The organism is Lentzea sp. HUAS12 (genome assembly GCF_024125735.1).
Lineage (GTDB): Bacteria > Actinomycetota > Actinomycetes > Mycobacteriales > Pseudonocardiaceae > Lentzea > Lentzea albida.
In genome coordinates, this window is record NZ_CP099738.1 from 8,107,847 (window position 1) to 8,128,077 (window position 20,231).

The 20,231-nt window shown below is 69.0% G+C and carries 17 protein-coding genes; 6 read left to right on the top strand and 11 right to left on the bottom strand.

Annotated elements, in window-relative coordinates; translation table 11 throughout:
* Positions 1-10 precede the first annotated feature (10 nt).
* Entirely contained in the window at positions 11-1,228 is a 1,218-nt protein-coding gene (locus ND450_RS38045) for an ATP-binding protein (RefSeq protein ID WP_253322951.1), read from the top strand.
* Here ND450_RS38045 and ND450_RS38050 read toward each other — a convergent pair.
* From ND450_RS38050 to ND450_RS38065, 4 genes are all read right to left on the bottom strand, one after another.
* A complete protein-coding gene (locus tag ND450_RS38050; protein ID WP_253322952.1) occupies positions 1,225-2,055 on the bottom strand; it encodes a S1C family serine protease in 831 nt (276 codons plus the stop codon). The two genes, ND450_RS38045 and ND450_RS38050, sit on opposite strands and share 4 nt — an antisense overlap.
* A gap of 80 nt (positions 2,056-2,135) precedes the next feature.
* Positions 2,136-4,169 (bottom strand): EAL domain-containing protein, encoded by a 2,034-nt coding sequence (locus tag ND450_RS38055; RefSeq protein ID WP_253322953.1) that lies wholly within the window; start codon positions 4,167-4,169, stop codon positions 2,136-2,138.
* A 150-nt stretch (positions 4,170-4,319) separates the two neighbouring features.
* On the bottom strand, positions 4,320-4,787 hold the full coding sequence (locus ND450_RS38060) for a GNAT family N-acetyltransferase (RefSeq protein WP_253322954.1): 468 nt from the start codon (positions 4,785-4,787) through the stop codon (positions 4,320-4,322).
* A complete protein-coding gene (locus ND450_RS38065) occupies positions 4,784-5,884 on the bottom strand; it encodes an LLM class flavin-dependent oxidoreductase (protein WP_253322955.1) in 1,101 nt (366 codons plus the stop codon). The genes ND450_RS38060 and ND450_RS38065 overlap by 4 nt, the downstream gene beginning before the upstream one ends.
* A gap of 192 nt (positions 5,885-6,076) precedes the next feature.
* Here ND450_RS38065 and ND450_RS38070 point away from each other — a divergent pair, with 192 nt between their 5' ends.
* Positions 6,077-7,771 carry an FAD/NAD(P)-binding domain-containing protein gene (locus ND450_RS38070; protein WP_253322956.1) on the top strand — a complete coding sequence of 565 codons (1,695 nt, stop codon included), beginning with the start codon at positions 6,077-6,079 and terminating at the stop codon, positions 7,769-7,771.
* On the opposite strand, the gene ND450_RS38075 is transcribed toward ND450_RS38070, so the two are convergent.
* Genes ND450_RS38075 through ND450_RS38085 form a run of 3 tightly spaced genes read right to left on the bottom strand, consistent with a single transcriptional unit; the run spans position 7,760 to position 10,416 of the window.
* Positions 7,760-8,227, bottom strand: coding sequence for a flavin reductase family protein (locus ND450_RS38075; protein WP_253322957.1), 468 nt, complete (start codon positions 8,225-8,227; stop codon positions 7,760-7,762). The genes ND450_RS38070 and ND450_RS38075 overlap by 12 nt on opposite strands.
* Positions 8,224-8,739, bottom strand: a complete 516-nt coding sequence (locus ND450_RS38080) for an NADPH-dependent FMN reductase (RefSeq protein WP_253322958.1) — start codon at positions 8,737-8,739, stop codon at positions 8,224-8,226. The genes ND450_RS38075 and ND450_RS38080 overlap by 4 nt, the downstream gene beginning before the upstream one ends.
* Positions 8,740-8,760: 21 nt before the next feature.
* On the bottom strand, positions 8,761-10,416 hold the full coding sequence (locus tag ND450_RS38085) for an FAD-binding dehydrogenase (RefSeq protein ID WP_253322959.1): 1,656 nt from the start codon (positions 10,414-10,416) through the stop codon (positions 8,761-8,763).
* A gap of 343 nt (positions 10,417-10,759) precedes the next feature.
* Here ND450_RS38085 and ND450_RS38090 point away from each other — a divergent pair, with 343 nt between their 5' ends.
* Complete coding sequence (locus ND450_RS38090) at positions 10,760-11,203, top strand: DUF6098 family protein (protein ID WP_253322960.1); 444 nt, start codon at positions 10,760-10,762, stop codon at positions 11,201-11,203.
* On the opposite strand, the gene ND450_RS38095 is transcribed toward ND450_RS38090, so the two are convergent.
* Both ND450_RS38095 and ND450_RS38100 read right to left on the bottom strand, forming a co-directional pair.
* Complete coding sequence (locus ND450_RS38095; RefSeq protein ID WP_253322961.1) at positions 11,187-11,873, bottom strand: hypothetical protein; 687 nt, start codon at positions 11,871-11,873, stop codon at positions 11,187-11,189. The two genes, ND450_RS38090 and ND450_RS38095, sit on opposite strands and share 17 nt — an antisense overlap.
* Positions 11,874-11,900: 27 nt before the next feature.
* On the bottom strand, positions 11,901-13,277 hold the full coding sequence (locus ND450_RS38100; protein ID WP_253322962.1) for a hypothetical protein: 1,377 nt from the start codon (positions 13,275-13,277) through the stop codon (positions 11,901-11,903).
* 214 nt (positions 13,278-13,491) lie between these two features.
* Between ND450_RS38100 and ND450_RS38105 the strand changes: the two genes are divergently transcribed.
* Positions 13,492-14,034, top strand: coding sequence for a hypothetical protein (locus ND450_RS38105; protein WP_253322963.1), 543 nt, complete (start codon positions 13,492-13,494; stop codon positions 14,032-14,034).
* Between the two features lie 250 nt (positions 14,035-14,284).
* Entirely contained in the window at positions 14,285-17,521 is a 3,237-nt protein-coding gene (locus tag ND450_RS38110; protein WP_253322964.1) for a S8 family serine peptidase, read from the top strand.
* 51 nt (positions 17,522-17,572) lie between these two features.
* Here the strand turns inward: ND450_RS38110 and ND450_RS38115 are convergent, their stop codons facing one another.
* Both ND450_RS38115 and ND450_RS38120 read right to left on the bottom strand, forming a co-directional pair.
* Positions 17,573-17,848, bottom strand: a complete 276-nt coding sequence (locus ND450_RS38115) for a hypothetical protein (RefSeq protein ID WP_253322965.1) — start codon at positions 17,846-17,848, stop codon at positions 17,573-17,575.
* A gap of 149 nt (positions 17,849-17,997) precedes the next feature.
* Positions 17,998-19,080, bottom strand: a complete 1,083-nt coding sequence (locus ND450_RS38120) for a mechanosensitive ion channel family protein (protein ID WP_253322966.1) — start codon at positions 19,078-19,080, stop codon at positions 17,998-18,000.
* 147 nt (positions 19,081-19,227) lie between these two features.
* On the opposite strand from ND450_RS38120, the gene ND450_RS38125 reads away from it, so the two are divergent.
* Positions 19,228-20,229 (top strand): adenylate cyclase, encoded by a 1,002-nt coding sequence (locus ND450_RS38125; protein ID WP_253322967.1) that lies wholly within the window; start codon positions 19,228-19,230, stop codon positions 20,227-20,229.
* Positions 20,230-20,231: the final 2 nt, after the last annotated feature.

A 20,231-nucleotide genomic window follows, 5' to 3' on the forward strand; every position in this document is an offset into this window, starting at 1 on the left:
TGATGAGGTGGTGCGCGAAGCTGTTGACTACGTTCCTCGACGTGCGGCCGACCTGGTGGACGAGGCATTGTTGGACACCCGTGTGGTGGTGTTGAACGGTGCACGCCAGGTCGGCAAGAGCACCCTGGCCGAGAGGATGCTTCGTCAGAACGGCGGAGCTGCTCGTTATCTCGACAACGGGGCTGCTCGCGCGCTCGCTGAGGCTGATCCCGGGGCTTTCGTCAGGCACGAGGGTCTGCTGTTGATCGACGAGGTGCAGCGCGTGCCGGATCTGTGGTTGGAGATCAAGCACGTGGTGGACCGCGACCCGCGGCCTGGGCGGTTCCTCCTCACCGGGTCGGCGCGCTTGCTGGCTTTGCGTGAACTGCCGGACGCCTTGCCCGGTCGTTCCGAGACGGTGGAGCTGTGGCCGCTTTCGCAGGGCGAGATCGACGGCACGACGGATGGCTTCGTCGACTCGGCCTTCGAGCGGGGCCCAGGACTGCGTGCTGAGTGGCGTGAGCTGCGCAAGAAGGACTACCTGGTACGCGCGCGGCGCGGGGGCTATCCGGAAGCGTTGGTCCGGGACAGCCCCCGCCGTCGCACCAAGTTCTTCGAGGGTTATCTGGCTGATCTGATGGCCCGCGACATCAAACAGGTCGCGGACATCGGCAAGGCGAGTGACATGCGCAAACTGATGTCGCTTCTCGCCGCCCAGACAGCGGGCATGCTGAGCCTCAACCGGCTCGCCGGGGAACTCGGGCTCAGCGCACACACGGTGAAGCGTTATGTGGAGATCCTCGACACGATTTACCTGGTGCGGACGGTGCCCGCGTGGTCGGCCAACGCCACGACCCGGGCGGTGACGACCCCGAAGGTCTTCTTCGTCGACTCCGGGATCGCTGCGCACCTCGGCGCTGACGACGGTGCGCTGCTGGAGAACTTCGTGCTGGGTGAACTCGCTCGTCAGCTGACGTGGTCGGAGACGCGCGCAACGCTGCACCACTACCGCGATCGCGACCAGTACGAGGTCGACGCGGTCCTGGAGGATCATCTCGGTCGAGTGATCGGCATCGAGGTCAAGGCCGCGGAATCCGTCAGAACTGACGACTTCCGCGGCCTGCGGTTGTTGCAACGGCGGCTCGGCGACAGGTTCCTCGCCGGGTTCGTGCTCTACAGCGGTGAGTTCTCGGGGAGCTTCGGTGACGGTATGACCTGCCTGCCGATCTCCGCGCTCTGGACCTGCTAGCTCAACTGGCCCACGATCTGCTTCGCGGTGTTGGACGGGATCGCGAACCCGATGCCCACGCTCCCGGCCTCCCCGCTGCTCGACGCCGGCGAGTAGATCGCCGAGTTGATCCCGATCAGCTCACCGGCCGCGTTCACCAGCGCACCGCCGGAGTTGCCGGGGTTGATCGACGCGTCGGTCTGGATCGCCTGGTACGACACGGAGGACGAGCGGCGCGTCTCGCCCGGCACGGTGACCTTGCGGTCCAGCGCGGACACGATGCCGGTCGTCACGGTGCCCTGCAGGCCGGACGGCGAGCCGATGGCCATCACCGCGTCACCGACCTTCACCGAGCCCGAGTCCGCCCACTTGATCGGCGTGAGGCCGGAGGCGCCGGAGACCTGGAGGACGGCGAGGTCCGAGGAGGGGTCGGCGTTGACGACGGTGGCGGGGAGTTCGCGGCCGTCGTTGAACTTCACCGTGATCTGGCCGCCCGCCGCGGCGATGACGTGGTTGTTGGTGAGGATCTTGCCGTCGGCCGACAGGACGACGCCGGAGCCGAGGCCGTTGCCGACGTTCACCTGCACCACCGAGGGCAGCACTTCCGAGGCGACGGCGCTCCAGTCCAGGGTGGACGTGTTGGAGATCGTCGACGCGGAGACGGAGGACGAGACGGGGGTGTCGTCCGGCGAGGCGATCACCGCTCCGGTGACGCCGCCGAACAGGCCGGCGACGAGTGCCGCGGCCGTCAGCATCGGGGCCGTCCGACGCCAGAACTTCGGCGCGGCGACGGCGGGCTGCGGTTCCACCAGTGACCCGCTCATCGCGGGGAAGCTCTGCTCGGTCATGACTCCACGATGGACCCCGACCTTGTGAGCAACCTGTGGTGAAACCCTCGAAAACCCTGATAAGAACCAGCTGAGAAGAATCAGCCGAGGAGCAGCTCGGTGGTCTCGGCGACCGACAGCGCCGGGCCGAAGTGCGGGCCCTGCGCGCCCGTCACGCCCAGCTCCGCCAGCCGCCGCGCCTCGGCGGCGGTCCGCACGCCGTCGGCGTACAGCGGGAGCCTCAGCATCGCCGCCCACTTCAGCAGGGCGACGGCGGCGCTTTCCTCGATCCGGAGCGCGTCGGAGGCGAAGGCGTGGGCGACGGCGCTGTTGAACTTCACGCCGCTCCACGGCAGCACGCGCAGCCTGTTGACGCGGACGTTGCCCCCGCTCACCTGGTCGACCACCAGCCCGACGCCGCGCTCGGTGAGGATCGTGAGCTCGTCGAGCTGCTCTTCGGTCAGCAACGTCGGCACGTGCTCGTGCAGTTCGAAGCGCAGCAACGACGCCGGCAGGCCGGTGCGGTCGAGGATGCGCAGGACCTCGGCGACGAGCTCCGGTTCCTGGCACAGCCGCAGCGGCAGGTCGATCGTCAGCGCCGGCGTCCGGTCACCCAGCTCCGCGTGCCACTCGGCGAGCTGCGCGCAGGCTTCCTCGAGCGCCCAGCGGACGAGCCGGACCACCATGCCGTTGTTCGTCGCCTCGCCCAGGAACACCTCCGGGCACAGCACGCCCTGCTCCGGGTGGTCCCAGACGATCTTGGCCTCGAGGGCGAGCACCGACCCCTGGGCCAGCGAGCGCAGCGGCAGGTAGTCGACGCGGAACTGGCCCTCCTCCAACGCGCCGGGGATCGACGCGGCGAGCGCGTACCTCTCCCGGTCGCGCTGGTCGCGTTCCTTGTCGTGCAACGCCCACTGCGCCTTGCCGTCGCGCTTGGCCCACGCGACCGTCACGTCCGCCGCGCGCAGCAGGTCCACCGCGTCACCGCCGCGGGCCGCCCGCACTACGACGCCGACGCTGGTCGTGACACCGACGCCGTGACCGCCGATCCACGTCGGCTCCTCCAGGCGCGCGGTGAACGCGTCGACCAGGGCGATCACCGAGGCGGTGTCGCGCGGGTCCTTGATCAGGACGCCGAACTCGTCCTCGCCGATGCGCGCGATCCTGCCGACGTCCTCGGTGAAGACCTCGCGCAGGTGCGCCGCGACGTGCATCAGCACCCGGTTGCCCACGTCGTGGCCGAAGGCGTCGTTCAGGCCGCGGAACCCGTCGACGTCGACCTGGACCAGCGCGAGCGTGTCCGGGCCCTTCGACCCGGCCGCGCCCTCCAGCCAGCCGAGGAACTGCGCGCGGTTCGGCAGGCCCGTGTGCATGTCGTTGAGGCTCTGCCGCAGCAGCTGCGACTGCAGCGCGCGCATCTCGTTCACGTTCTCGACCATCGTGACGAGGTACGGCGGTGTGCCGTTCTCCTCGCGCACCACCGAGATGGCCATGTGCGCCTGGATCGTCTCGCCGTCGCTGCGGACCATCCGCTTCTCGACGCGGACGTTGTCGTGCTCGGACGCGATCAGCTGCCTGGTCAGCTGCCGCAGGGCCTCCCGGTCGTCCGGGTGCACCAGGTCGCGGCCGCTCATCCGGCGCACGTCCTCGTGCTTGTGGTCGAGCATCGCGAGCAACGCCTCGTTGACGTCGATGATCTCGCCCTTGAGGTCGCTCACGACGATTCCGAACGCGGAGCTGGAGAAGATCGCCCGGAACTTGGCCTCGCTCGCCCTGACCGCGCTCTCGGCCCGGCGCATCGTGTTGATCCCGGCCGTGCGGCTGATCTCCTGCTGGGCGAGAGTGCGGTCGCGCAGCCCCTCGGCGTACCCGGAGGCGAGCGCGGCCAGTTGCGCCGGCGTGACCTCCGCGTGCTCACCGAGGTACGTGATCGACCGCTCCAGCGTCGCCCCGGAGATGAAGTCGTGCTCCACCATCGACCGGCCCACCTGCCGGGCCTCGGCCACGCCACCACCGAGCAGCTGCTCGACGTAGCCGGCGAGCAGTTGCCCGAGATTCTCGCGCGTGAAGTTCGCGACTAGGGTGTTGGAGATCGCCGCCGCCCACTGCACGGCGGACTCGCGGATGTCGACCATGTTCATTCAGCTCAGGTGGCCATTCGTGGAGACCGGGTGATCTGCTGGCAGGTCAGGCCGACAAGCTTACTGACCGGTCAGGGCCTGTCCAACCGAACCGCGATTCCCGGCCAGGAATCGGCGCATCGGCCACGAATTCACTCGTTTGAACTAATGAATCACCTTGCTGAAGGCCAGCGGGCCAATTGTCAGGGGGTCCGTACCAACGTCGAACAACGGGGTGTAACCGGTCGCCAGGTACAGCTCTTTCGCCTCCGGCTGGCGCGGCCCCGTGGTCAGGTAGATCCTGGTGTACCCAAACGTTCTGGCCTCGTTCTCGAGTTCGACGAGCACCCGCCGCGCCAATCCGCGCCGGCGGTGCTGGGAATGCGTCCAGATGCGCTTCATCTCGGCCGTTTCCGCGTCGAAACGCATGAACGCACCACCCGCGACGGCCACTCCGCCTTCCATCAGGAGGAGGAACTGTCCGTTCGGCGGTTCGAACACGTCCGCCGGTCGTTGCATCTCCTCTGCGCCCAATGGTCCGTAGCGAGACGTGTATTCGTACGTGAGTTCGGCGACCAATGGCGCCGCTTCCGGATCCGACTGCCGGACGCGGCGCACCTCGAGCGTCGTCATGCGGCCTTGGCCCGGTCGCGCTTCGCCACTTCCTCGCGCACGATCGGGATCACGTACCGGCCGAAGTCGATCGCGTCGTCGAGCAGGTCGTAGCCGCGGGCCGAGAGGATGTCGACGCCGAGGTCGTAGTAGTCGAGCAACGCCTGCGCGACCGTCTCCGGCGTCCCGACCAGCGCGTTCGAGTTGCCCGCGCCGCCCGTCGCCTTCGCGGTGGGCGTCCACAGGGCCCGGTCGAACCGCTCGCCGCGCTCCGCCACCGCCAGCAGCCGCTGGGAGCCGGTGTTCTCCGGGTCGGTCAGCGAGTGCCGGCGGCTCAACGGCCCGTTGGCCTTGCGCGCCTCGATCCGCTCGACCGTCCGGTACGCCTTCTCCCAGGCCAGTTCCTCGGTCGGCGCGATGATCGGCCGGAACGCGACCTGGATCCGCGGCACGTCCGTGCGGCCCGCGTCCTTCGCCGCCTGCTTCACCGACTCGATCTGCTGCGCGGTCTCGGCCAGCGGCTCGCCCCACAGGCAGAAGATGTCCGCTTCGGCGCCGCCCGCCGCGTAGGCCGCGGGGGAGGAGCCGCCGAACGACACGTTCGGGCGCGGCTGCTGCACGGGGAACACGTCGCTCACGAAGTCCGCGAAGTGGTAGTGCTCGCCGTCGTGGTCGAACGCGGACCTGCTGGTCCAGGCCTTCTTGACGATCTGGATGTACTCGCGGGTGCGGGAGTAGCGCTCGTCCTTGGTCAGGTAGTCGCCCTCGCGCTGCTGCTCGTGGTCGGTGCCGCCGGTGATGAAGTGCACGGTCAGCCGGCCGTCGCTGATCTGGTCGAGCGTCGCGAACGTCTTGGCGGCGAACGTCGGGTAGGACACGTTCGGCCGGTGCGCCAGCAGGATCTGCAACTTGTCGAGCTTGCTGGCGAGGTACGCGGCCGCCGCGGACGGCTCCGGCGCGCCCGACCCGTACGCGAACAGCACGCGGTCCCACCCGTGCTCCTCGTGGGCCCTCGCGAGCCTGAGCGTGTAGTCCTTGTCGAACGCTCCGCCCGACGACCGCGGGTTCGTCTCCGACCCGTCGTTCGTGGCGGCGATCCCGAGAAACTCAACTGGCATGACCGATTCCCCAGAACTGGTAGTGGGAGTGGGGTGCGTTGAGGGAGACGCCCAACGAGTGCACACCTCGGGATCGACAGGTGCAACGACGTCCACAGAGCGGGATTTGTTTGCACACGCGGGGGTACCGTGGTGGTGTTCGCGTTGAGGGGCGCGGCTTGGTTCTCGTTGCCCTCCAAGGGAAAGACGCGCATGCGCTCACTCGTCGTGATCGGTGGCGGCCCCCGTGCCGCCGGCCTGCTGGAACGCATCGCCGCCCAGTCGCCCGCGCTGCCGCTGGCCGTGCACGTCGTCGACCCGTTCCCGCCGGGTGCGGGCCGGGTGTGGCGGCACGCCCAGTCCCCGTTGCTGCGCATGAACTCCATGGCCGAGGACGTCACGGTCTTCACCGACTCGTCCTTCGACGGCGAGGGCCCGATTCGTCCCGGCCCGTCGCTCGCGGAGTGGACCGACGTCGACCCGGTCTCGTTCCCGTCACGTCAGGTGCAGAGCCGGTACCTCGAGTGGTTCTTCGACCACGTCAGGAAATCTCTGCCCCCGAACATCTCTGTGACCGTGCATCGGGCCACGGCGCTCAACGTCGTCGGCAACCGGGTGTGGCTCGACAACGGCACGTCGTTGCAGGGCGACGTCCTGGTGCTCGCGCTGGGACACCTCGACGCCGACCCCGAACCCGAGCACCGCAAGCTCGCCGAGCACGCTTCGGAACACGGCCTGGTGTACGTGCCGCCGCTGTACTCGGCCGACGCCGACCTGTCGGCGGTGCACGGGGACGTCGTGCTGCGCGGGTTCGGGCTCGCGTTCATCGACCTGATGGTGCTGCTGACCGAGGGCCGCGGCGGCCGGTACGTGCGCGGACCTGAGGGGCTGACCTACGTGCCCTCCGGCGCCGAACCGACGCTGTACGTGGGTTCCCGGCGTGGTGTGCCGTACCACTCGAAGACCGGATACCGGTTGCAGGGAACGCGGCCCGCGCTGCCGCACTTCTTCGTCGCGAGCGAGTTGCAGGGGCGGGAACTCGACTTCCGCGCCGACGTGTGGCCGTTGATGGCCAAGGAGATCGCGTGGGGCCACTACCACGAGCTGTTCACCGGTCACCCCGGTCTCGTGCGGATGCCGTTCGTGGAGTTCGCCGCGTCGTTCACGGCTTTGCCCTGGTACAGCGACGAAATGCGCGAGCTGGAGGAGCTCGCGGTCCCCGATCCGGCCGACCGCGTCGACTTCGAACGCCTCGACCGCCCGCTGGCCGGCGTGACGTTCGGGACCGCCGAGGAGTTCCAGGAACACCTGCGCGCGTACGTCGAAGCGGACGTGGCCCGGCGCTCCGATCCCCGCTACAGCGCCGATCTCGGGGCGTTCCTCGCGTTGCTCTCGGTCTACGGCCAGCTGGCCGGGCTCATGCCGTTCGACGGCTGGTGGCACGGCTACTTCAGCTACCTCGCGTCGGGCCCGCCGCCGGACCGGCTGGAGGAGCTGCTCGCGTTGTCGCGCGCGGGGATCGTGCGGTTCCTCGGCGCCGACATGTGGGTCGAGGCGGAGGACGACGCCTTCGTGGCCGGCAGCGCGACGACTCCGGACGTGGTGCGCGCCAACGGGTTGATCGAGGCGCGGCTGCCGACGCACTCGCTGTCGCGCACGGCGGACCCGGTGCTGCGGTCGTTGCGCGCGGTCGGTGACATCTCCGAGGACGCCGCCGGGCTCGTGCGGGTCTCGCCGGTCGGCAGGCTGATCAACGAGAACGGCGACGAGGACCCCGTCCGGTTCGCCGTCGGGCCCTACACGACGGGCAAGGCGTACGCGGCGTTCGCGCGGCCGAACACGAACGCCCCGGCGTTCCGCCAGAACGACCTCCTGGCGAGGGAGGTCCTGAAGGTCCTAGGCGACTGAGGTGTAGCGCCCCTGGTGCCGCACCAGGGGCGCGGCGATGTCGGTGTGCGTGATGTCGAGCGGCTCGCCGACCAGCGCGACGTGGTCGCCGACCGCGATCCGCCGGGCCGTCCTGCAGCGCAACCGGACCGGTGCGTCCAGCAGTCGCGGCACACCGTCCTCATCGGACTGCCAGCGCGTGCCGGGGCCGAACCTGTCGACGCCCTTGGTGGCGAACAGGTCCGCCAGCGCGGTCTGCGTGGCGTCGAGCAGGTGCACGGCGAACAGGGGAGCGGTCCGCAGCACCGGCCACACCGACGCGCCCTCGCCGATCCAGACGACGACCAGCGGCGGTTCGAAGCTCACCGACGTGAACGAGGAGACCGTGGTGCCGACCGGACCTTCGGCACCGGTGGCCGTGACGATCGTGACGGCCTGGGCGTGGTGCTTGAGCGCGTTGCGCAGCTGTTCCTTCATCGCAGCACCTTCAGCGCTTCCAGGTCGAACGTCGTGGCGTCGGCGGGCAGCGCGGACTCGGTGAGGAACAACGCCTGCGGCACCACGGCGCCCAGCTCGGCGAGCACCGGACGCAGGTGCACCTCGACGGCCAGCGCGTGCTTGTCGGCGGCCGCGATCTGCAGCGGCACGACGACCTTGCCCTTGAGCCAGCCCGGCGGTGCCTGGTCCAGCACGGCCTTGAGCAGCCCGGTGTACGCGGCCTTGTACGTCGGCGTCGCCACCACCAGGAAGTCGGCCTGGCCGAGCGACTGCAGCGCCGCCTTGATCGTGTCCGGTTCCGTGAACACGGCGGGCGCCAGTTCCGCCGCGTCGACGACGGGCCCTTCGACGGGCACGCCCAGCGTCGCGGCGAGTGCCTCGCGCAGGGCCAGGGCCGCCTGCAGCGTGCGGGAGGCGGGCCGCGGGTTGCCGACCAGAACACCGATCTGCGTCATGCCTCCCAGCACAGCCGCGAGCTCGGGGACCGTCAACCCGCGTCCACCACGCGAGAACTACTTGACGGCCTCCGCCGCCGAACGCCCGGCCACCCGCCCGGAGAACAGGCAGCCGCCGAGGAACGTGCCCTCGAGCGCCCGGTAGCCGTGCACGCCACCGCCGCCGAACCCGGCGGCCTCACCGGCCGCGTACAGGCCCGGCAGCACCTCGCCGGACGTGTCGAGCACCCGCGACGACAGGTCGGTGTGCAGACCGCCCAGCGTCTTGCGGGTGATCACCGAGAGCCGCACCGCGATCAGCGGGCCGGCCTTCGGGTCGAGCAGCCGGTGCGGCTCGACGACGCGGATCAGCTTGTCCGTCAGGAAGTTGCGGGTCTGGCGGATCGCGTTGACCTGCATGTCCTTGCTCAGCCCCGCGGTGACCTGGCGGTCGCGCTCGACGATCGTCTTCTCGAGCTCCGCCGCGTCGATCCTGCTGTCGCCGATCAACGCGTTCATGCCGCGGGCCAGGTCCGCGACCGTGCCGGCCTGGATGAACTCCTTGGACTTCTGGGCGAACGCCTCGACCGGCGCGACCGCACCCGGCAGCGCGCGCTTGAGCACGGCCCTGGTGTCCTTGCCCGTGAGGTCGGGGTTCTGCTCGGAGCCCGACAGCGCGAACTCCTTGCCGATGATCCTCTTGTTCAGCACGAACCACGAGTGCTCGTGGCCGTGCGTGGTGATGTGCTGCAACGCACCCAGCGCGTCGAAGCCCGGGAACAGCGGGATCGGCAGCCGCTTGCCGTCCGCGTCGAGCCACAGCGGCGACGGGCCGGGCAGGATGCGGATGCCGTGCCGCGACCACACCGGGGCGTAGTTCGCGATGCCCTCGGGGTAGTGCCACATGCGGTCGGCGTTGATGATCGCGCCGCCGGCCTTCTGCGTGATCTCCATCATCGAGCCGTCCACGAAGTCCGGCACACCGGAGAGCATGAACTTCGGCGGCGTGCCCATCCGCTCGGGCCAGTTCCTGCGCACCAGGTCGTGGTTCCCGCCGATGCCACCGGACGTGACGACGACGGCCTGGGCGCTCAGCGAGAACTCGCCGACGGCGGTGCGCGAGCTCGGTTCCGCGCGAGCGACCGAGGACGGCTCCAGCACCTCGCCGGACACGCCGTCGCACACGCCGTTGGTGACGTTGATGCCCGTGACCTTGTGGCGGAACTTCAGCGTCACGAGCCCCTTCGCCACGCCCTCGCGGACCCGGCGCTCGAACGGCTCGACGATGCCGGGTCCGGTGCCCCACGTGACGTGGAAGCGCGGCACCGAGTTGCCGTGCCCGTCCGCCAGGTAGCCGCCGCGCTCCGCCCACTGCACGAGCGGGAACCAGCGCACCCCCATGTTGTGCAACCAGGAGCGCTTCTCGCCGGCGGCGAAGTCCACATAGGCCTGTGCCCACAACCGGGGCCAGTGGTCCTCGTCCCGGTCGAACGCGGCCGAGCCCATCCAGTCCTGCAACGCCAGGTCGTGCGAGTCCTTGACCCGAAGCCTGCGCTGCTCTGGGGTGTCGACCAGGAACAGCCCGCCGAACGACCACCACGCCTGGCCGCCGATCGACGCCTCCGGCTCCTGGTCGAGGAGGATGACCTTGCGACCCGCGTCGGCGAGTTCTGCGGTCGCGACGAGACCTGCGAGGCCCGCGCCGACGACGATGACATCCGCGTCATGTGCCATCGGGTGAGTCTAGAGCGGCCCCTGGTCACGCACGAGACCTGAGTCAATTTCACTTTTGGGGAGGGATGCGTACCCCTGAGGGTGCCGCCGACCGCCACTACCGGTGAGGGGGGTTACCGGAGTGCCGGCCGACGGCGGGTCGACCGCTGCGCGAGCACGCGACGCCTGCGGAAGGACTGATCCGACCTGGGGGTGTCGGACAGTCCCGGCGTGCAGCTCCAGCGCGAGCGGCCAACCACTTGTTGAACGTACAACCGGACCGTCGTGTTCCGGTCGCCTTTCGCTGTGACCAGGCTCAATTCCTTCAGGTTTCCTTCAGGTTCGGCCGGGTGGCTCACCACGTGTGACAGCCCGCATGCCGACGATCACGAGTCTCGCCGACCTGGTGGGGCTCATCGACGACGACATCTACGTGCGCTGGTCCAAGGGGCCGGACGCCGACGCCGCCTCCACCTCGCGCGACTCGCTGACCGGTGTGGAGCTGCCGGGCCTGTCGGCGAGCCCGCCGCGCATCGAGCCGTGGTGGGACGACCGCTCGCACGAGCTGTGGGTGGCGCGCCGCCTGTTCGACTACCGCCACCTGCGCGACCTGCGCGGCCCGGACGTCCGCGCCTGGGTGCTGCGCGGCGAGGAGGTGGGCCGCGGCCCCGACAACGAGCCGCTGGTCCGGTGCCGGGAACCACTCGCCTGGGTGGACGACGAGGCGTTGCGGGAGTGCGTCGAGCTGGTCGGCGCCCAGCACTCCGACGAGTGGGGGCCGTTGGACCGGTCTAGCTCAGGTCGTTGAGCTTGCGTTCCGCCGCCTTGCGGGCCTTCTCCGCGCCGGACGTGACCCGCTTGGCGTCCTCCAGCCGTTCCGCGGCCCGGTCGAACGCCCGTTGCGCCGCCAGCTGGTCCGCCTGCGCCTCCCCGAGGGCCTGTTCGGCCTCGTCCAGCGCCTGCTGCGCCTCGGCCCGCTTGCGCTCCTCCCGCTCCCGCCGCTTGCGGGCGAGCGCGTCCTCACCGTCCTGCGCGGGCTCGGGCTCCGGCAGCGCGAACCCGAACCCGGAGTACTCGAGCGCCTTCGTGAGGTGGCCGTCGCGCACCTGCTCGGCGGACTCGGGGTCGGCCATCGCGGCCGTCAGCGTGTTGCGGACCTGCGTGACGGCGTCGTCCGCCAACGGCCCCGTCAGTTCCAGCGTGCGGTAGACCAGGGCCTCCACGAGCTCCTTGCGCCGCCGGCCGAGTTCCCGCATGGTCAGCTTCGCCGTGGAGAGGCCCAGCGCCTCCTCCAGGCCCTCGGGGGCGTCCCGGACGAGCTTGTTGACGGCCCAGGCGCCCACGGTGGGCTTGCGGAGGTCGGCGATGGCCTTCGCGAGGTCCTTGTCGCCGGCCTGCTTGGCCGCGGCGTTGCGGGCCGCGGTGAAGTCCTTCGGGGGCAGCCCGTAGAGCTCGTCGGCGACCGGCTTCAGGTCCATGGGCGCAAGGTAGCGCCTGACCGGCCCTCAGTCCTGCCGAACGTCGTGATGACCGGCTCCGAGCATGCGCTCGGCGTGGGTGTACAGACGTAGGGCTTCGCCACTGGCTTCACCGCCGTTCCATCCGAAGCCCGGAGCCATGTGCACCTCCTGCAAGACTGCGATGACGTCCTGATACCGGCCGGCCGCGTCGTTCGCGCGACCCAACGCGATCGCCGCCTTGATCGTGTCCGGGTCGGTCGCGCCCAGCGCGTCTCTCATGCGGCGGAAAACTCGCTCGAACGCGTCCGCGACCTCCCCGGCTGACATCTCAGACCTGATGGTGACCACGATCTCGGTCAGGTTCAGCTCCTCCTGGAGCGCCCTGCGGGTCAGCCAGAGGTGGATCGAGACCACCGCCCTCGTGACGGCGGCCGTCGCTCTGGAGTCACTTCGTCCGATCGTGTTGCGGACCAGCGCGGCGGAGTGACCGGCCAGTATCTCGTTGAAGTCCAGGCGGTACTCACGAAGGCTCGGAGCCTTGTCGAGGCTGGCTTCGAGAACGCCCGCCACTCTCTCCAAGGCGGCGTCGTAAGTGCCGGCCGCCTGACGGCAGTCACGGATGATCTTCTGGACCAGACGATGCGTTCGCACGGAGGAACGGTCGGCGTACTCGATGAGTGAAGACTCGTAGAGCAGCGCCAGATGATCGTCGGTCTCCTCGCCGAGCAGTTCGCGCGACACACCTTCTGGCGCCAGCAGTGCCAGCGTTTCGAGGACTGCACTGTCCTCGAACGGCTCAAGCGCGATCAGGACTGCCTTCGCTGCGCTGAGTGGATGATCGTCACCGTCGCGCCGGCGTAGGTGGTTCTCCGCAGGAAATTGCCGGAAACGCGCCAGATAGGTTTGGTAGTCCCATCCGGATGTCCGAATCCGGGCCGCCGCCTGAGCCAGCGCCAAGGGCAGGCCACCGACCTCGCGTGCGAGTTCAGCGGCACCGGCGTCGTGGGCGATCCCGGTGGCGGCTCGAAGGAACCGCAACGAGATCTCCTCGTCGAATGCCTCCACCAGCACCCCGCGATGCTCCAGCTGTGATCCGCGAGCAGTGCTGGTGATCACCATCTGGGTCTCTCCCGCCACCGGTAGGTACTCGCGGACTGCGTCCAGCGACACGGCATTGTCGAACACCAGCAAGGACCGGCCTGGCCTCGTCCGTAGGTGGTTGCGTACGCGTGCTGCGGTCAGCTTGGAGCCGTCCTCGGGCCGGTAGAGGCTGAGCCGGTCGCCCAGCTCGACCATTCCGGCTTCGATCCCTTCCTTGTTCTCGGCCCCGATCCAAGCCACCAACCAACCGTCGGACACCCGCTGACGTGCGTAAGCCGCAGCCAGCTGAGTTTTCCCCACCCCGCGTTGACCGGTGATCACGCAGACAGGTCCAGGTTCGTGCAACACAGCGAGCCCGGGAGGCGTTTGGAAGTGGAGCGGCTCGTGAGGAATCAGGCCGGTGACGACCTGGTCCGCACGAACGGCGGTCACAACGGAGGGCAGGCCTCGGAACTCCGCGCGTACCAGCGGACCGTCATGTTGATTTGGCACCAACCAATGCTAGGCCCGCGGATCGGGTACACAGGAGGGAGACATGCACACCAGGTGGAGATGGGTCCTGTTCGGCCTCGGCATCGCCGTGGCCGCCGTCGGTCCGCTCGCGGCCAAGGACGGCCCCTGGTACGCGTACCTCTTCGGCGGCCTGTGGTTCCTCATGGGCGCGACGGTCGCGTGGCGGACCTTCAACCTCGGCACGAAGCTCACGGCCGAGGGCCTCACGTCGCACGGGCTCGACCACCAGACCACCGTCGAGTGGTGCGACGTCCAGGGGTTCGAACCGAAGCGCAGCCGGAACCTGGTGCTGTTCCACACGATCACGCCGGCGGCGCAGTTGCGGCGCGGAACGCACGTGCTGACCGAGCTGAGCCTGCTCTCGATCAAAAAGGACGTCGTGCCGCGGCGGACCGCGCAGCAGGTGACGGAACTCGAGCAGGCGCTCGCGAAGCACCGCAAAACCTGCTCGGTGTGCGGGACCCAGCCCAAAGCGCTCGCGCCGCCGCAGGGGATCGTCGGACGGCTGCGCGCGAGATTACGCGAGCTAATGGGCGGAAATGGTGACCGGTCCATCGTCCGTTGACGGGATTCGTTACACGGCAACGACGTTCACCGTTGACGCAGCCTTGACATTCCCCTCCATCAGCTCTTGACTGGAGGGCGGTTGCTCGTTCCACGGCGTAAATGAAACGCGCAGCACTAAAAGTGCGCCCTTTCAAGCCTCTGAACAGTCCAATGTGGAACCAACAATTGCTCTGTTCCGACGATTGCCCCTCGCGAGGCGAAGAGATGTGCTTCGGAGCACTCTTTACCCCACGAAGGGCACATGCGCCGTGAAGAACTGGAGACGCCGCACCGGCACGGTCTTGCTGACCGCGGTGCTGGGCACTACCGGGTTCGGCTTCGCCGCCACCCCTGCCATCGCGCAGAACGCATCTCAGCAACAGCAGCCGGCCGCTGACAAGCAGCTGGACAAGCAGGACCGCGCACTCGTCGAGAAGGCCGCCCAGGAGGGCAAGCCGACCGTCGACCTGCTGGTCGCCGCCGAGGACGGCAAGACCGACGCCGCGGTCAACGACCTCAAGGCGCTCGGCGCCACGGTCCAGAAGACCGAGAAGGACGTCGACTACGTCAAGGTGACCATCCCGCGCGAGAACGCGGAGAAGGCCGCCAAGCTGGCCTCGGTCAGCACCGTGGACGTCGACGGGCTCGTCGCGCTCGACAACCCGCGCCCCGAGGGCATGGAGAACCCGGCCCCGCAGAAGGCGCCGGACGCGAAGACGCCGCGCACGAACCCGTACATGCCGACGCAGGACACGCAGGCGGCGCAGTTCGCCACCGCGCACTCGAAGTGGGACGGCCGCGGCACCACCATCGCGGTGATCGACTCCGGCATCGACCTCGACACGCCGGCCCTGCAGACGACCAGCACCGGTGAGCGCAAGATCATCGACTGGTACAACGCGAACGCCACGAACTCCGGCGACGGCACCTGGGTCACGATGACCAAGACCGGCCGCACCGGCACGTTCGTCGAGGGCGGCAAGACCTACAAGGCGCCCGCCACCGGCGGTCCCTACTCGTTCGGCCTCTTCAGCGAGACCGCGGGCGACCTGAACCTCTCCAACAGCGAGACCGGCGGTGACATCAACCGCGACGGCGACCGCACGGACTCGTTCGGTGTCATCCAGGACATCACGACGAAGGAAGTCTTCGTCGACACCGATGGTGACGGCGACTTCACCAACAACAAGCGCATGATCGACTACAAGGTCAAGCAGGACGTCGGCTTCTTCGGCACCGACAACCCCGCGACCCCCGTCGTCGACCGCGTCGCGTTCGTCGTGCAGACCGACCGCTCGATCTACGACAACGCGGGCACGCCGTTCGTCAACCTGGGCATCTCGGGCGCCGCGCACGGCACGCACGTCGCCGGCATCACCGCCGCCCACAAGCTGTTCGACGGCAAGATGGCCGGTGCGGCGCCGGGCGCGAAGCTCATGGCCATCAAGGCCTGCCTCTCCACGCCGTCCTGCACGAGCTCCGGTCTCATCGACGGTGTCCTCTACGCCGCGCGCAACGGCGCCGACGTCGTGAACATCTCCATCGGTGGCCTCCCGGCCCTCAACGACGGCAACAACGCCCGTGCGGAGCTCTACAACCGCACGATCAACGAGTACAACGTCCAGCTGTTCATCTCGGCGGGCAACTCGGGCGCGGGCGCCAACACCGTCGGTGACCCGTCGGTCGCCACGGACGCGGTGAGCGTCGGCTCGTACATCACCAAGGAGACCTGGCTCTCCAACTACGGCTCGAAGACCGCGCAGAAGCAGAACCTGCACGGCTTCTCGTCGCGCGGCCCGCGTGAGGACGGCGGCTTCAAGCCGAACATCGTGGCGCCCGGCTCGGCGATCTCCACCACGCCGCGCTGGCAGGCCGGTGGCCCGGTGGCGGGCACCTACGCCCTCCCGGCCGGCTACGCGATGTTCAACGGCACGTCGATGGCCGCCCCGCAGGCGACCGGTGCCGCCGCGCTGCTCGTGAGCGCGTACAAGGCCACGCACAACGGCCAGCGCCCGACCAGCGCCGAGCTGCGCTACGCGATCCAGCGCAGCGCGAACTACGTGGACACCCTCGGTGCCTACGAGCAGGGCGCAGGTCTGTTCAACACCAACGCCGCGTGGAAGCTGCTGGACAAGCACGCCGTGCCGGACCAGGTCACCACGTCCGTCCCGGTCAACACCGTCCTCGCCGGCCTGCTGGCCACCCCGGGCGTCGGTGTCGGCATCCACGACCGCGAAGGCGTGACCGCGGGCCAGGAGTACACCCGCACCTACACGCTGACCCGCACCACGGGTCACCAGGACGAGACCTACAACGTGTCCTGGAAGGGCAACGACGGCACGTTCACCGCGGCCAAGAAGGTCAAGCTGCCGCTGAACACGCCGGTCCAGTTCCCGGTCAAGGTCAAGGCGAAGAACTCGGGCGCGCACAGCGCCGTCCTGCAGCTCGACAACCCGGAGACGCCCGGCGTCGACGTGCAGACCCTGAACACGGTGTTCGCGGCGGAGAACTTCAGCGCCGCCAACAAGTTCTCGGTCACGAAGTCCGGCAAGATCGCGCGCAACCAGTCGACCAGCCTCTTCGTGAACGTGCCCAAGGGCACGACCGCGCTGAAGGTCGACCTGACCGGCGGCGGCGCCGAGGCCGGCAAGGGCCAGGTCCGCTTCCTGCGCTACACCCCGCAGGGCGTCGGCTTCGACGTCAACTCGTCGACCAACTGCTACAACCCCGACGCGGGTGCCGGTTGCGCCGGTGGCTCGCCGACCAGCCGCACGGTGGCCAGCCCGATGGCCGGTGTGTGGGAGATCGTGATCGAGGCCCGTCGCACCTCCGACGCCGCCGAGGCGCCGTACTCGGTGACCGCGTCGGTGCTCGGCACGACCATCAGCCCGAACCCGGACGTCATCCCGTCCGCGGCGCTGGGTGCCCCGGTCGAGCGCGCGTACACCGTCACGAACACGCAGGCCAGCTTCAACGGCCGGCTCGCGGCGGGTGCGGTCGGCAGTGCCAAGACGGCCCGTCCGAGCATCGCGAACCTCGCGCAGCAGCAGTACCCGATCACCGTCGCGCCCGGCTCGACGAGGCTCACCGTCACGATCGGCAACCCCGCCGACCAAGGCGCCGACCTCGACCTGCTGGTCTACAACTGCACGTCGGGCAGCTGCGTGCTCGCCGGTCAGTCGGCGGACGCGGACTCCGAGGAGTCCGTGACCATCACCAACCCGGCCGCGGGCAACTGGGTCGCACTGGTGGACGGCTACGCGGTGCCCGCGGGCACCACGGAGTACGACTACTTCGACGTATTCACCTCGGCCGGTCTCGGCACGCTCACCGTGACCGACACCAACGCCGACCGCGCCGCCGGTGCGACGTGGAACGCGACGGGCGTCATCACGCCGCTGGGCCAGCCCGGTGCCGGCCGCGTGCTGCGCGGTGAGCTCGAGGTCCGCACGGCCGACAACACCGTCGTCGGTACCGGCGCGGTGATCGTCCAGGCGGTCAGCTAGCAGTCCGGTAGTACGTAGAAAGCCCCAGGACCCACGACGTCCTGGGGCTTTCTACGGTTCTGGCAGCCTGTTGTTCAGGGGCTCGTCCAAGTCCACCTTGGACACACCCGTGATCAGATATGCGTCTTCCACCCTGTCGACCGGCATCTCGGCGCGCAGGTAGCCGATTCTGGGATCCCGCGACTCGACGGTCGCGCCCAGCACCACCAGTGCCCGCTCGACCTCCTCGTCGCGTCCCGGCTGCACGGAGATCATGAGTGGCACTGTGAGGTGGCCGTCGCGCTTCGCCTGCTCGATCCGGTTCCTGTCCGGTTTCGCCGATGACACGACGGGGACCTCCGCGTTGGGCACGGCTGGGGACCCGTTCGTACCACAGCTACCGAGAGCCAGCGCGCAAAACGCGACGGCGAGCGGTCTTCTCATGGTGGGAGGACGGAGCGGGCCGCGCGGGCGGTTGCACCGACTTTCCCCGCGCCCTACTGCTTGGGCCCCGCAAACGCTTGCTCGCGCAGTGCGCCGTCGACGCTCTCCCCGAACACCCGCGCGTCCGTGTGCTGGTCAGAGGTCGGTTGCGCCTTCTTGACGCCGGTGACCGCCTTCGTGCGGATCTGCGGCAACGCACCGGCATGCTGGCGGTGCACCCAGTCCACCAGGTGCTCGCGCGTCAGGCACCGCAGGTCCCACAACTTGCCGGCGTCGGCCGCGCTCACGAGCGCACGCACCCGCACGAACCCCTGCGTCGCCTGAGTCACCTGCAACACGGACACCCGCCCGTCCCACAGGTCGCTGCCCTCCAACATGGACCGCATCTCCTGTCGCATCGCCTCGACCGGCACCGTCCAGTCGAGATCGAGCTCGACGGTCCCGAGCAACGCCGACTGCGTGCGAGTCCAGTTCTCGAACGGCGTCTTCAGGAAGTACGACGTCGGCAGCACCAGCCGCCGGTCGTCCCACAGGTGCAGCACCACGTACGTCAGCGTGATGTCCTCGACCCGCCCCCACTCACCTTCGACGACGACCACGTCGTCGAGCCGCACCGCGTCGCTGAACGCGATCTGCAGCCCCGAGATCAGGTTGCCCAGCAACGACTGCGCCGAGAACGCCGCCACCGCGCCGATCACCGCGGCCGACGCCAGCACCGTCGACCCGACCGCCCGCGCACCGGGGAAGGTCATCAGGATCGCGCCCACCGCCAGCACGCCGATGACCACCAGGACCAGTCGCCGCACCAGCGTGACCTGCGTGTGGACCCGCCGCGCGTGCCGGTTGTCCGTGACGTCCGTGCGGATCCGCGACAGCGATATGTCCACCAGGGTGCTGATCAGCGCCGACAGCAGCCACGCCCCGGCGAGGATCAGCGCGATGCCCAGCACGTGCAGCACGACCGGCGCGTCCACCGGGTACACGCTGAGGCTTATCTGGGCGGCCAGGAGCGCTCCGAACACCTGGCCCGGCCGGTACATCCTCCCGCTGTGGGTGAAGCGGCGGACCAGTCGGTGGACCACCTCCACCACCAGCAGTGCGAAGGCCACGGAGCAGCCCATGACGACGAACAGCACGTTTCCTCCTCCCGTGTCGGGATCGGGTACCCGACGTCCGAACGGGTGAACACCATGAGCCAACTCACGACGGTCGGCCGGAGCGGTTTGAGTCACACAGACCAGAACATGCTTGCGTTCGGGGTTTGAGTTTGTAAGACTCAAACCATGACCACAACGGAGGCGCTGGAACTGGTGGAGCGGGCCGGCTCGGCCGAAGCCCTGTTCGGGCCGCGCACCACCGACCCGGACAAGCGCAGGCAGGCGAAGCGCCTGTACCGCGCACTGGCCTCGGTCCTGCACCCCGACGTGGTCGGACCGGGCGACACCAGGGCGCACGCGGCCTCGGCGGTCCTGACCCGCCTGCACCACGAGTGGACGCACAGCACGACCGTCGAGCTGCGCACGAGGACCGGCGTCTACCGCATCGGCGAGCCGTTCGCGGTCGGCAGCATCGCCAACCTCTACGAGTCCGACGGTCCGCACGTCGTCAAGGTGGTGCGCAACCCGGCGCTCAACCCGTTGCTGCACGGCGAGTGGCAGGCGCTGCGCAGGCTCGAACGCTTCACCGACCGCAACCAGTGGCTGCGCCCCTTCTACCCGCGCCTGCTCGACACCTCCGGCGAGGTGGCCAAGGGCAGCAGGGCCTTCACGGTCCTGGACCCGCTGAAAGACGGCTTCGTGACGCTGAAGGACGTGCAGAACGCGTACCCGCACGGGCTGGACGGCCGCGACTACGCGTGGATGCACCGCAGGCTGCTCAAGGCGTTGGCCGGCGCGCACCAGATCGGGTTGGTCCACGGGGCCGTCACCGCCGAGAACGTCCTGGTGCACCCGGAGCAGCACGGCATCGTGCTGGCCGGCTGGTCCTTCGCCGTGGAGGAGGGCCAGCGACTCCTTGCCACCAGCAAGGCCATCGCCTACCCGCCTGAGGTCGCGGCGCAGGAACCGGTCACCGCCGCGACGGACGTCCACATGGCACACGCGCTGATGCTCGAAACGTTGGCGCAAAACGAGAAGCGCCAACGGTCGTTCGCAAACGGCTGTATGCAGGACCGGCCATCGCGCAGGCCGGACGCGCAAGACCTGCTGAACGAGTACGACGAACTGCTCGAAGAACTGTACGGACCAAGGGTTTTCCGCCCGTTCGCCCTTCCAGAAGGAGAATGACC

Bases quoted from the DNA above. Each gene is read 5' to 3' on its own strand.
- ND450_RS38125 (WP_253322967.1), top strand. From the start codon at position 19,228: ATGACCACAACGGAGGCGCTGGAACTGGTGGAGCGGGCCGGCTCGGCC.
- ND450_RS38070 (WP_253322956.1), top strand. From the start codon at position 6,077: ATGCGCTCACTCGTCGTGATCGGTGGCGGCCCCCGTGCCGCCGGCCTG.
- ND450_RS38075 (WP_253322957.1), bottom strand. From the start codon at position 8,227: ATGAAGGAACAGCTGCGCAACGCGCTCAAGCACCACGCCCAGGCCGTC.
- ND450_RS38095 (WP_253322961.1), bottom strand. From the start codon at position 11,873: ATGGACCTGAAGCCGGTCGCCGACGAGCTCTACGGGCTGCCCCCGAAG.
- ND450_RS38060 (WP_253322954.1), bottom strand. From the start codon at position 4,787: ATGACGACGCTCGAGGTGCGCCGCGTCCGGCAGTCGGATCCGGAAGCG.
- ND450_RS38050 (WP_253322952.1), bottom strand. From the start codon at position 2,055: ATGACCGAGCAGAGCTTCCCCGCGATGAGCGGGTCACTGGTGGAACCG.
- ND450_RS38085 (WP_253322959.1), bottom strand. From the start codon at position 10,416: ATGGCACATGACGCGGATGTCATCGTCGTCGGCGCGGGCCTCGCAGGT.
- ND450_RS38055 (WP_253322953.1), bottom strand. From the start codon at position 4,169: ATGGTCGACATCCGCGAGTCCGCCGTGCAGTGGGCGGCGGCGATCTCC.
- ND450_RS38065 (WP_253322955.1), bottom strand. From the start codon at position 5,884: ATGCCAGTTGAGTTTCTCGGGATCGCCGCCACGAACGACGGGTCGGAG.
- ND450_RS38105 (WP_253322963.1), top strand. From the start codon at position 13,492: ATGCACACCAGGTGGAGATGGGTCCTGTTCGGCCTCGGCATCGCCGTG.